Raw genomic sequence first — 12,980 nt, forward strand, 5'->3', positions numbered from 1 at the left:
CTAATTAGCTGTAAAAATTAATTATTGATAGCTGGGTTAATACTTTATTAACTAATTTTTTGGCATCAATAATTGAAACACTCTCGGCATAACATCTAAACTCAGGAGCATTTCCGGACGGACGTAAATGTATAATATTGCCATTAACAAAGATAAAGCGAAGTCCATCAATAACATTGACGCTCGACAATTCATCCCCCAAAAGGCCCAGTTGCCCTAACAGCACTTGCGAATTTTCTTGACCTATTGCAATGATTTTCTTACTGCGCTCAGTAGCAAACTCCGTCAAACGATCACTATGAGTATAACGTTGAGGTAAATCTGTCACTAAAGCGGCAACTGAACGAGAACTTGATATTGCATGGTATAACACCATCAACACAGGTAAAATCGCATCTCTCGTGGGTAGAGCTGCCAATGTGTTGCCATCAACTTCAATCGTGGACCCCAATAAAAAGCCGCCATTGGCTTCAAAACCCGCGACACACTTATAAAAATGGTTAAGTTCCTCAAAAGCCGCAATAACATAAGGTGAACCAATTTGAGTCCGAATCACGAACTGGAAAAAACCACTCTGTTCAATTGCAGTATTGCAGCTCACAGGCACAGCCAACGCTTCAATATTTAATGCTTTAGCACACAGTAATCCTAATATGTCACCACGCAACCAATGACCATTTTCATCAGCTAACATTGGTCGATCACCGTCACCGTCAGTCGAAAACAATGCATCTAGCTGATATCGCTGTGTCCATTCAATCGCTTTTTGGCAATCGGCTTCGGATACAGCTTCAGTATCGATTGCAACAAAAGTATCACTGCGACCAATTAAAATGATTTCAGCACCTAACTGTTGGAATAACTGCGGATACAAATCTCTCCCGGCACTGGAATGTTGATAGATACCAATACGTTTACCTGATAACCAAGGTCTGCTAAATAAGCTGCTATAACGAGTAATATAGTCATTACTAGCAGTATCATCGACACTAAGCTTTTGAAGCTGCTGGATCGGTTCATAGGTAAATTCGCCATTAATAATAGCGATTTCGTCTGATTTATTGATTTCTCCGTCGGGGCGATAAAACTTAAGTCCGTTTCGATCAAAAGGAATATGACTGCCCGTTACCATAATACAAGGAATACCTTGTGCCATCGCACAACTCGCTAACGCAGGAGTAGGAACCACGCCATAGAAAACAACATCTACATCACATTGCGCTGCTACAGTTGCACATGCCTGAGCCATAGCCAAACTACTAGGTCGATTATCAATAGCAATAGCTATCATAGAGAAACTAAAACGAGCTTTCATTACATGAATAAAAGACACCGTAAAAGCGCCGCACACATTGGAGGTAAAATCACTGACTAATCCCCTTGCACCACTGGTGCCAAAACCAATATTGCTTATGGCGATAATGTTTCTCGAATCAAGCATTGGTTATGCCTTTGGTATCAACGCGTCCATAACGATCATCAAAACGAACAATATCGTCTTCACCTAAATAAGAACCCGACTGCACTTCAATCAGTTCTAATGGCACTTTCCCGGGATTCTCTAAAGCATGGATTGCACCTACTGGAATATAAGTAGATTGATTTTCTGTTAACAGTAATTCATTTTCGCCATTAGTCACTTTGGCAGTACCTGTAACGACGATCCAATGTTCTGCACGATGATGATGCATTTGAACCGATAATTTAGCGCCAGGCTTAACAGTAATTCGTTTAACTTGAAAACGACCTCCGTGGTCAATAGAATCGTATTTCCCCCATGGTCTATAAACCTCTCGATGATGTTGCCATTCGTTTCTGTTCTCAGATTTTAACTGCTCGACCACTTGCTTAACTTGTTGAACTTCTGACTGCTTAGCAATCAAAATGGCATCTTTTGTTTCAACCACCACCACATCGTCTAAGCCGATAACGGTCACTAGTTTTTCAGTTGCGTTAACATAAGTATTTTGAGTATTGATACCAATCACATCTCCTTTAAAGACATTGCCATACTCATCTTTATCTTCAATTTCCCAGAGCGCAGTCCAACTACCTACATCACTCCAACCACAATCCATGGGTACAACAACCGCATGCCTAGTTTTCTCCATTACAGCATAGTCGATAGAATCATCTGGACATGCTTCAAAAGCTGAATTATCGATTCGAATAAAATCAGCATCATGAGTGGTATTAGTCATCGCAGCTTCACAAGCGGAAAAAATATCAGGACTATGCAAAGCAAGCTCTTGTAAATAAGCACTTGCTTTGAATAAGAACATGCCGCTATTCCAATAATATTGCCCTGTGGCAATATAATCTTGTGCGGTTGACAAATTTGGTTTTTCAACGAAATGAGCTACATTAAAACCGAATTCATTGGCTAATATGTCACCACGCTGAATATAACCATATCCGGTTTCGGGAGCCGTTGGCACTATTCCAAAGGTAACTAACTTGTTCTGCTCAGCTAAAGAAACAGCTTGCTTAACTGTTTCACAAAAAGCCGACTCATTTTTAATGACATGATCCGCAGCAAGCACTAACAATATTGGGTCATCACCGTCTTGAACCGCTAACATCGCAGCAAGCGCAATGGCAGGCGCAGTGTTACGTCCTACAGGTTCTAAAATTATACCGCTATTGTTTATATTTTTTAAACGAAACTGTTCAGCTACAGAAAAGCGGTGTTCTTCATTACAGATCACTAATGCGGGGGAGTGAGCAATACCTTGTAAACGATTTGCCGTCGTTTGCAACATTGAATGATTACCCAATAACGTTAGGAACTGTTTGGGAAATTGTTGTCGAGATAAAGGCCACAAACGAGATCCCGAACCACCAGCCATAATTATTGGTAAAATCATATTAAAAACCTTTAATTAAATTTAAGACATAATAATTTATAATAATCTAAAAATTACGATAACTTATTTTATTTAACAAACTAGTCTGTCAAATAAAGATAAGATTAAATCAAACTGTCATCATCTAATAGACACTAAGAGTAGAGATATCGTTTTAACATTAAGATAGAGAAAACATACCCTAAAGAACGCATTAGACAGATAATTATCACTAATAAGATTGCGTTCATAAATAAGTAAGGACTACTATAAACAGAAACAACACCAATAAAACAGCAAAAAATAACACCAACAAGATACGATTTAAAACCCTAATAATTCTAATAAAATCATGTAACGAAGTGAATATCACTTATGTAAAAACAACCCTAACAATAATGCAAAGTTAACATAGCCACACAAAATCCAACAAAATTACATTAGATTATCAAATCATCTATGTATCAAGTACAACTCAGAAGCTAATTTTTATTTTTTATATAGCTTACAAAAATTGGAAATATTTTTACGCCGTCAATAATATAACGTTTAAACAATCTTTTCGGAGACTGGGATAACCTATAAAGCCACTCTAAAGATAAGTTTTGCAGAAAAACAGGTGCTCGTTTTTCTTCACCACTTAAAAACAAAAAAGATGCACCAACACATAAAGCCACACCAGTAGCACCTGATTCTTTTAATTTAGTAGATAATATTTCTTGTCTAGGAGACCCTACACAAATAAAAATTAATTTTGCCGGATTATCTAAAACAAAATTAACACATATATCAACTTCGTCGTCATTATCAATAAAACCCATAGGTGGATTATAATGATTCACTGAAGCCAATCTATACTTGTCAGTAACAAATCTGATTGTTTCATCGGAACAACCAATAACCGTTATGGGATATTCTTTACTTGATATACTTTCTACTATCCTTTTAGTTAGATCACTCCCTGGTATCACATTACCAATATCAACACGTGCAACTTTAGATAACAAATTTAGAACTCTGCTATCATTTACCGTTATATCGGCCTGTTCATATACTTTTTTAAAATCAGAATTTGAATTTAACCTGACTACATGGTCAACATTAGGAGTGACTACTGTAACGTATTTTTCATTGAAGTTTAAAATAAGAGCAGTCAAACTTTCAATAGAAAACCTATTAAAATTAACACCTAAAAAACTTACCTTAGTTAAAGATTCCATTTAACTTTTCCCAACGAAAAAATCAGACATTTTTATTTTCCCAAATAATAAGAAAACAAAACCAACTAAAACTTTTCTTAATGTAATTAAAAATAACGAAACCGAACGTAAACAATGATTTTTCAGAACACCGAAGGAACCTTTGTAATATCTATACTTAAACTCAGCGACAGGATCTCTATGCCCAATTGAATCAGAGTTGCTAAATAAAATATTTTTAGATAAAAGCATCGCTCTTATAGCGAAATCAGTATCTTCCCCACCATTATTAATACTGCCAACACCGAAACTCTCATTAAATAACTTCAGTTTCATCACAATATCACTTTTATATAGTTGTGTTTGAAGAAGCATTTTTAACTAATTTATAAGTACTATGGTTCTCTGTTGAATGTGGAATATCTACAGGGTCTGAGCAAAACTTTGTATAAAACAACTGTACATCATCATTCTTTATTAACTTATCGAACCAGCCCCAAAACTCGGTTGGGTACCAACAGTCGTCATCAGGAAAAGAAATATAATCATAATCATCTAATTCATTATAAAATTGGTTTATCAAAAATTTCTGGCCTTTGATAATGAAATTATTTTTGCTATAATAGTACTTAGATAAATAAGTGGTTGAACTACTAAGAATCAACTTATTCTCTAGGTGAAAATCCTGAAATAGAACTCCGTGGACGAAGGTCACTTCATTATTTTGCGAAAACAAACTATTAGTTAATCTCATAAAATCTGAATAATTATCTTCATTGTATATGCATGTAGTTAATAGCAAAATTCTCATAAATTAATACCTAAATAAAAGCTGGAGAGTCAAAAACAAAATCCATAAACTTACCATAGTAAGAATAAGACGTATAAGTAAGTTTTAGATTAAAATACAAAATGATAGGGCGAAAGAAACAATAAAAATAAAAATCTGAATATCGATAAGCTGACAGCTTTGAACTAATAAAATTAAGCAAAATAAAATAAACCAACCATTTAAAAGAGTCGTAAAACGTCAAGAACCTTAATGGTAGAAATAAACTCGCGTGCGAAAAAGTAAGGCGACAAAGAATAACAATAAGAATCTGTATATATTCTATGTTTAGAATCATAAAGAAAACAACTATTGCACTCCAAGTAAAAGGGAAAAGTCAATTAACTTAACTATAGCCCCTCGAGACTGGTCTTCTAATTCCTCATAATTACCACTTAGGCTAAAATATGCTAATACATAAATAAATGATAAAATACTGGTAAACAAAAACTAATTTGTATGAAATATAATTTAGATTATATAGACAAAACAAAATATTATGGCGACAATTAATACCGTTGAATTATGAGTTAACACTGAAACGACTGCAAATAAGAAACAAAGCTTTGGTTTTTATATACATAAAATAAAATGATAAAACTATAAACGAACTAGCTACTTGCTGCCGAATTAAATTATATGCATTACCAAAGTCATAAAAACTAACATTTGAAATAAAACTAATGAAAACAAATCAAAACCGAAACTCGTTCAATTTTGCAAATTTGTATAATGACAAAGTGGTATTAGGTAAATAAAGCAATGGACCCAAAAATATAAAATGGATAATAACCATTAGTAAGCTTGCTCGATATATACCAATAAATGATAGAAGGGTTCGGTAGGTTTTAGAGAAATATTTGCTAGATCATCCTCAAAAGCACTAGTAAATCCTAATTGGTAATCAGCAAAGTTTTTAAAGTAAGAGTAATACCAAGCAAATCGTTACCAATATGAAAAATCTCTGTTAAAATTTATAACAATAAAAATAAAGTGAGAGAAATGGAATTGTTTTAAAATTTATAGTCATTTGTATAAACAACTAAAAAGTACAAAAACATAAAAGATAAAAGGGTGTAACAAAAAGAGAATAAAAATATAAATATATAAAAAGATACAAATTAAAATTACTAATATCATCATTAAAATTAGCGAGTTCAAAATAATTATTATGTGATAAATTGCTCACTTAACTTTTACCCTTTAACCTATAAGCCACTCTTTTATAATAAAAGGTAAGCCATCAATAGTTCTTAAGGCATAAAGAAATGATTTAAAAGTAACGAATAGACTACTCTCATCTTTGTTAATCGAGTAAAACAAACGTTTAGTGCCTATAAACCTTTTATAAAAGTATTTAACCTTGGCATTACAATATAATAAAACATAATAAGCTCTTCCTATCTGTAATAATACTTTTCAACCTAGCGTAGTCATCTCTTTCTAATTCAAGATTTTCCAGTAATTGATATTCATATTCAAATCTAAAGCTTTAACGGTCTGATAAGAACAAGTTTTATTAGAAATCCTGTATTCATCGTGATCTACGTGTATGAACGTAGGTTTGTTAAAATAAAATACATTTAAGTCATTTAAGGGATTTTAAGTATTAGCATTGATCTTGATATTTTTACAATTATCAAATCCGCCTATAAGCAACAAAAAGCTTCTTTTCTTGCCATGACCATCGGCGTGTAACAATTTCCATCTTCAAGTAAATCATATGATGTCACGCCTCTAAATTGACAGAAGTCTAACTGATAATTTTACCATTAAATTTAGAGAACATATCGCTACAACAGACGTCACATTCAGTCTGCTGAGTAAAAATCAAGCTTTATCTAAAGTTTCTTCAATTAAAAGCATATCATCGTCATCAAGAAAAGTAACAACTGATGTATTAGCAATTTCAATCCCTTTATTACGAGCTATACAAGCACCTGAGTTTACCTCTAATGCGTAATAAAGTAAGTTATTTGAAAATTCAGAAGAAATACTATCAATTAATTTCTTGGTTACAATTTGGTTAGTAGTATTTAGACCATTATCATCAATAACGACAATAAATATTCTTGGATGCATACAAGAGTATATTGATTGTAAAATCTTATCAGCTCTTCCATATGTGGGTATTACAACTGTTAATTTGTTCAAAACCACCTTGAAATAAATTTTACTTTCCCAATACAAAATATTTAACGTGAGTATTACTACTAAATATTTTATCAGTAACAATCGGACCTAAAACACCTAACACAAGTCCAATAAGGAATATTATTTCCATATCAAAAACCTATTTTATTTAAAATAATACGTGATGAAGCTGTAAAAACATGAAAAAGATAAATAGAAAATGAATACAAACCAATATATGCAAGTATTCTAACTCTTAACTTTAGTAAAAAGAAAAATACATGACATAAAACCTACAAGAATTGTCTCAGCTCTACCATCGAAATCAATAAAGATTTTAAATATAAATACAAATGAAACAACCAATAATAACAAATACAATTTATGACTAAAAGATTGATATCGTGTAGTCATCATTCCATAAAAAATGGCAATAAATAAACAAACCCTGAAAGTGAAAAGTAATTAACCTCAATGCCATACAAGTAAATTGATATGCAAATTAAGATTAAAAACATGATATAAAGAAGTTATCAAAAGCCTTATAATACTCCAATAAAACTACAAAACAAAACTAAGAATATTGCTTCTAAGAACCAATAATGGCCTACTGGAATGATATGAATAAATTTTAAATCAATATCACCACCGTTTGTCCCCTGAATGTAATACTGTAAAAGCGCAAATAGCGTTCCAACTGTCAAAAGAGGATAAAGCAGTCTGCTGGTTTTCTTTTTATAAAACAAAATAATCAGACTTTATTGGCCGAAAACCATATAAAACCCCAGATATAAAAGCAAACAAAGGCATTCGAATATAAACAAATAAATCATTAATTTCTCTGAGTAAACCTGTACTTATTTTCATTCCTTGCATCGGTGTTGAACCAATAACATGATAGCTGACTAATAATATACATGCTATACCTCTTAGTGTATCTATTTGCATTTTCTATTATCTATCACACACTAACCTTAATTTAATTAAAATATAAACCACCCTATAAACTAAATTAAGCTTTAAACATTAATGACATTATTTACGTTCATTAAAAACTCAAGTTAGTCGCCACTTTCTAATAGAAGAAAGACATCACCTAGCAAATAATTAACAATTAACAATTTATAACTCAATGACAACCATTCACAATTTTACTGCTTAATAGTAAAATATTTTCACAAAATACAGGTTAGCACTTGCAATTATTCTAATTAATTACTTATTTTAATATTTTAAATACTATGAGTATGGATGAAAATTATTAATAACAATTTAAGGATAATAAGTAAATAATCCTACTTAACAACCATAAAAAACATTAAAGCAACACCTATGAGTGTGGTTAATATTCTTTTTAAAGTGTGCCAAGCTCCTGATGGCAGCAAATATTTACCCATAATATAATAACATTGTATATAATTTACGAATGAACTAAATACGATTGCCCAGCTTAGCAATTCTAAATCGTTCATCAAAACACCAATGACTATCCCAGTTACATTTGTACAAAAAGCAAATAACCCACATTTAAGCATCAAATCAGTTCTACCTGCTGCTTGATAGAAACCGCCACTAGTACTCATAACTATTTGAATTGGAATTGATACGGATAATATTTCTAATAATGGAGTTACTCCATACCACTGCTCACCAAGCAAAATATAAACTATTTCTTCAGATAAAAAACAAATAACAACACCGACGAACAACCCTATTATTGAAATAACAATTATGAATTTATTGTGAAGCGTTTCAAATTTATAAAGATCATTTTTCAACTCCATCATAACAGGCTGTATTGCAGGTGACATAGCAAATGTGAGCAACAACAAAGGATAACGCATTAATTGATAAGCTTTATCATAAATACCTAAGCTAACTGTTCCTAAATACTTACCAACTAGAATATTATCTAAATTTCTTGAAAAATAATTTAAGAAATTAAATCCCGCCTGATGTTTTGAAAAAGCTAGTATTTTGTATGTATGCGATAACTCTTTACCAAACCACGGCATACCTATTTCTGTATTTTTTGAACCTAGAACGACTAAGATATACTTTATAAATGCTACTGTTAAAGGTTTTAATGACAATGCCCATATAGGCTCTAAATAATACAGTGATACCAATACGACAACAATTGAAATCACTTCAGCTATAGCTTCACATCTAGCTATAGATATAAATTTTTTATCGCGATTGAATGATGCTAAAGGAACAATAATAGCTGTATTAAAGATAATACTTATTGCGACAGGAATAACTAAATACTGATATATTTCATTATTATAAAACCATGAAATCAATGGTGATGCCGCAAAAAATAATATCGACACAAAAACACCTAAAATCCAAGTAAAGCTGTATATACCATCACGCATTTCTTTTGGAATTTTAGCTTCATTAACCAATGCAGGCCCAAAACCCATCTCACTGACTAAAGCAAAAAATACTGAAAACACTTGAATAATAGCAAATATACCAAACGTTTCAGGGCTGAACATTCTAGCTAATATCATCATCGATAATAACTGTACAGCATAAACCAAATATCTCCCCGTCATACTATGTAATATTGATTTTATTAACTTTTTATCTATCGTAACCTCAGGCATTTATTACTCTTTTGTTATTTTCAAGAACAAAATTCAAATAATAAGTAGCTAACAATCTCAATTAAATAGCGAGTTGACAACATAATAGACTTGCAGCTTAAAATTAAAACTTATTAGTTCGATATTCAGTTCAATTCTGTGTTGTATAATTATTTGCTAATTGACCAAGTGAAAACATGTGTTTTTTATAGCTTACAGCAATAACCCATTAACATTTTCATTTGTAAATTACGTCCGTTAGCTATAAGGGCATGTTGAGTTCACTTTTGTATACCGCATTAACCATTTTTTCATACTTGTTTAACTCGAATCATTGTCAATTCTGTTAATATGATTGAGGTATTTATACGGCTCGACATTCTACTCATTGCTTTCATAACATATTGTGAAGACTAATATTGACTTTCCTGAAAGTAAAAAAAATCACCTTATACTATAAAAATCGCTATTTCAAAAGTAGCCAAAATATTCTCTCGTATCGATGGCTAATGACGGCATCTGGAGACTATTTCATTGTGATAAACAGCGGTAAATTTTGCCTACTTGGAAATTATCTATTGATATAGCCTATAAATCCACTGATCACCATCAGCCGTTAGATAACAGCTCTAGCCTCCAATCATGTTTAATCGCGAAATATTTGGACGATATGTTGTCCTGGCAGCTTGTTTATTTTAGCCTTTGTAATACGGTGTGTATTATCGGGGCTGTACTGCCAGAATAACTTACCGTGTTCACATTATAAATATAACAGTAAGACTATTTAACTTTAGTTAAAAACCTCTTTCTCGGCAATTGGATGACGCTAAACATCTATAATGAGTATCGCAGTTATGTACTCATTATAGAGTGAGAATTTACTAAAATATTTATTTTTTATTTTAATCGTATTTTAGAACTTAAATGAATTATACAATGTACGTAGCACCTGTATTTTTGAAAGTTTGTATCTAACTTTAGAAAATAAGTAACTTTTATTTTTAAACCGACTCAAACCTCCAGGGGATATCATAATATTCTCGTCCACACAAAAAACAAACTTATTAGAACGATTTGCAATTTCAATTGCTTGATTGATATCGCTCTCTACAAAAAGAGAAGAATCACTACTTTTATAGAAATTAGCTTTATGCGAATAATAATCCGGTTGAGCTAGCCGATCTTCTTTTCCTGGTAAATCTAACATAATCAAATTATTAAATTTAACACCATTTTTAGATAACCACACCTCTGTTTGTGTACGATACTTTTCTAATCTATTAGTTACTAGATAATCAATTTTCTCAGTAGGAATAAATCGTGGCTTTGCATTACATAAAAATTGCACATATTTATCACCATCATCATTTTCTTCATTTGATGGGTCATAACAAAGTACACCATCAATATCAAAACACGAATTAGAAACTACTGGATGGTGATAAATATTCCATTCAAAAACACGAGGAGGCTCAACCTCAGTAAGAACAATATCTACATTTTCATGGTTTTTATGGCTAGAATATACCGCGGCAGTAGTTATCAACCCTTGAAATTTCGTTGGAATTTGTTTTAAAGAATTCAACATTGAATTTCCAGACAAAATACTATCATCAATAAGTAAAATATTTTTTGCATCATGTGAATTTACGATGTCTGTCCCTACATCACGAGTTATACCCTTGCAAAGCTTTTCATTTCTAATAAATGCAGGTAGATCTATACAATTAACATTAAGTAGCAATGAAACCATATAAGATGGAACCATTCCACTCCTTGGAATACCAACAATCAAATCAAAATTTTGAGTGTTTATCTTGTAAATATTATCACTAATATCTCTACTTAAATCACTATATGATTTATATTTCATTAATCCCTCAACAATCAAAACAAAGTCAAATTTTATTTAATTATGCTAAATACTTATCGATCAATATATTATTTTGACTTTACAAGATAATTTAAAATCCGAGTAGAACCTATTGATTTACAAAGCTGACATTAACACTGCACGTGCCAATTAATCATATATTTATCCGATATAATTTCAATCATTCCCAAACAGGTCTCTGGTATACACTTTATCGGCTACATCACTTAGCTCATCTGCAGCTCTATTAGATACAATCACATCCGCATCTGCTTTAAACTGTTCGAGATCACGATAGACTGTCGAATGATAGAATTCATCTTGCACTAATACGGGTTCGTAAATTATAACTTCAACACCTTTGGCTTTAATGCGCTTCATTACCCCTTGAATACTTGAAGCCCTGAAGTTGTCTGATCCTGACTTCATTATTAAACGATAAATACCCACTTTTTTAGGATTACGCTTTAAAATTGACTCGGCAATAAAGTCTTTACGGGTAGTATTGGCGTCGACGATTGCGCCAATAAGATTGTTGGGGACATCTGAATAATTTGCTCTAAGTTGCTTGGTGTCTTTAGGTAAGCAATAGCCACCATAACCAAAAGAAGGGTTGTTATAGTGATTACCAATCCGTGGGTCTAAGCACACACCATCGATAATTTGTTTACTGTCCAGGCAACGTGACTCCGCATAAGTGTCTAACTCATTAAAGTATGCAACACGCAATGCGAGATAAGTATTAGAAAAAAGTTTCACCGCTTCGGCTTCACTTGAGTGGGTAAATAAAACTTGAACATCTTTTTTAATTGCACCTTGCAACAGTAAGTTAGCAAAAATTCGCGCGCGCTCGCTTTGCTCACCCACAATGATACGTGATGGATACAAATTGTCGTGTAGTGCCTTACCTTCTCTTAGGAACTCAGGCGAGAACATAATGTTATTGGATGCAAACTCTTGCTTAATCCGTTCGGTATAACCTACAGGAACAGTAGATTTGATCACCATTATGGCATTCGGGTTAATGCTAATGATATCTTTAATCACAGATTCAACTGACGATGTATTAAAATAGTTCGCCACAGGGTCGTAATCAGTAGGTGTGGCAATGATGATAAAATCTGCTTGTTGATAAGCAGTGACTTTGTCTTGCGTTGCCGTAAAGTTAAGCTTTTTGTTAGCTAAAAAGTCTTCTATTTCTGTGTCGACAATCGGTGATATTTTATCATTAAGTTGGTTAATTTTTTCTTTAACGATATCGACAGCTACTACCTCATTATGTTGCGCCAGAAGCATGGCATTTGATAAGCCTACGTAACCAGTACCTGCGATTGCAATTTTCATATAGACAAACATCCTGTTGATCTTAAATATCTTTTTTATTCGAAACATCCAGAGCATATTGTTAAGTACATGCACTTATGAATCTCGTTAATAGTCAAAGGCAAACATTTAGAGCTGAGGTCGCTAACATAAATATTTAAAGATGACAGCGAAGAGTAAAAC

The 12,980-nt window shown here is 32.5% G+C and carries 9 protein-coding genes; all 9 read right to left on the reverse strand.

Annotation, left to right across the window (positions count from 1 at the left end; translation table 11 throughout):
* Positions 1 to 4: 4 nt before the first annotated feature.
* Positions 5 to 1,441 (reverse strand): phosphomannomutase, encoded by a 1,437-nt coding sequence (locus CXF80_RS06945; protein WP_101032190.1) that lies wholly within the window; start codon positions 1,439 to 1,441, stop codon positions 5 to 7.
* On the reverse strand, positions 1,434 to 2,867 hold the full coding sequence (locus CXF80_RS06950) for a mannose-1-phosphate guanylyltransferase/mannose-6-phosphate isomerase (RefSeq protein WP_101032191.1): 1,434 nt from the start codon (positions 2,865 to 2,867) through the stop codon (positions 1,434 to 1,436). The genes CXF80_RS06945 and CXF80_RS06950 overlap by 8 nt, the downstream gene beginning before the upstream one ends.
* Before the next feature lie 461 nt (positions 2,868 to 3,328).
* Positions 3,329 to 4,066, reverse strand: a complete 738-nt coding sequence (locus CXF80_RS06955; RefSeq protein ID WP_101032192.1) for a WecB/TagA/CpsF family glycosyltransferase — start codon at positions 4,064 to 4,066, stop codon at positions 3,329 to 3,331.
* Entirely contained in the window at positions 4,067 to 4,381 is a 315-nt protein-coding gene (locus CXF80_RS06960) for a hypothetical protein (RefSeq protein ID WP_157822191.1), read from the reverse strand.
* 2,323 nt (positions 4,382 to 6,704) lie between these two features.
* Positions 6,705 to 7,028, reverse strand: coding sequence for a glycosyltransferase family 2 protein (locus CXF80_RS06970; protein WP_157822192.1), 324 nt, complete (start codon positions 7,026 to 7,028; stop codon positions 6,705 to 6,707).
* A 714-nt stretch (positions 7,029 to 7,742) separates the two neighbouring features.
* On the reverse strand, positions 7,743 to 7,955 hold the full coding sequence (locus CXF80_RS20750) for an acyltransferase family protein (protein ID WP_157822193.1): 213 nt from the start codon (positions 7,953 to 7,955) through the stop codon (positions 7,743 to 7,745).
* A gap of 347 nt (positions 7,956 to 8,302) precedes the next feature.
* Positions 8,303 to 9,622: a lipopolysaccharide biosynthesis protein gene (locus tag CXF80_RS06975; protein ID WP_101032196.1), complete on the reverse strand. Its 1,320-nt coding sequence runs from the start codon at positions 9,620 to 9,622 to the stop codon at positions 8,303 to 8,305.
* Positions 9,623 to 10,514: 892 nt separating this feature from the next.
* A complete protein-coding gene (locus CXF80_RS06980) occupies positions 10,515 to 11,474 on the reverse strand; it encodes a phosphoribosyltransferase family protein (RefSeq protein ID WP_101032197.1) in 960 nt (319 codons plus the stop codon).
* 177 nt (positions 11,475 to 11,651) lie between these two features.
* Entirely contained in the window at positions 11,652 to 12,818 is a 1,167-nt protein-coding gene (locus tag CXF80_RS06985) for a nucleotide sugar dehydrogenase (RefSeq protein ID WP_101032198.1), read from the reverse strand.
* Positions 12,819 to 12,980: the final 162 nt, after the last annotated feature.

The organism is Shewanella sp. Actino-trap-3 (assembly GCF_002836275.1).
In the GTDB taxonomy this organism is placed as follows: domain Bacteria; phylum Pseudomonadota; class Gammaproteobacteria; order Enterobacterales; family Shewanellaceae; genus Shewanella; species Shewanella psychromarinicola.

Excerpts from the sequence above, each read along its gene's own strand:
- CXF80_RS06955 (WP_101032192.1), bottom strand. The coding sequence starts at position 4,066 with ATGGAATCTTTAACTAAGGTAAGTTTTTTAGGTGTTAATTTTAATAGG.
- CXF80_RS06985 (WP_101032198.1), bottom strand. The coding sequence starts at position 12,818 with ATGAAAATTGCAATCGCAGGTACTGGTTACGTAGGCTTATCAAATGCC.
- CXF80_RS06975 (WP_101032196.1), bottom strand. The coding sequence starts at position 9,622 with ATGCCTGAGGTTACGATAGATAAAAAGTTAATAAAATCAATATTACAT.
- CXF80_RS20750 (WP_157822193.1), bottom strand. The coding sequence starts at position 7,955 with ATGCAAATAGATACACTAAGAGGTATAGCATGTATATTATTAGTCAGC.
- CXF80_RS06980 (WP_101032197.1), bottom strand. The coding sequence starts at position 11,474 with ATGAAATATAAATCATATAGTGATTTAAGTAGAGATATTAGTGATAAT.
- CXF80_RS06960 (WP_157822191.1), bottom strand. The coding sequence starts at position 4,381 with ATGAAACTGAAGTTATTTAATGAGAGTTTCGGTGTTGGCAGTATTAAT.
- CXF80_RS06950 (WP_101032191.1), bottom strand. The coding sequence starts at position 2,867 with ATGATTTTACCAATAATTATGGCTGGTGGTTCGGGATCTCGTTTGTGG.
- CXF80_RS06945 (WP_101032190.1), bottom strand. The coding sequence starts at position 1,441 with ATGCTTGATTCGAGAAACATTATCGCCATAAGCAATATTGGTTTTGGC.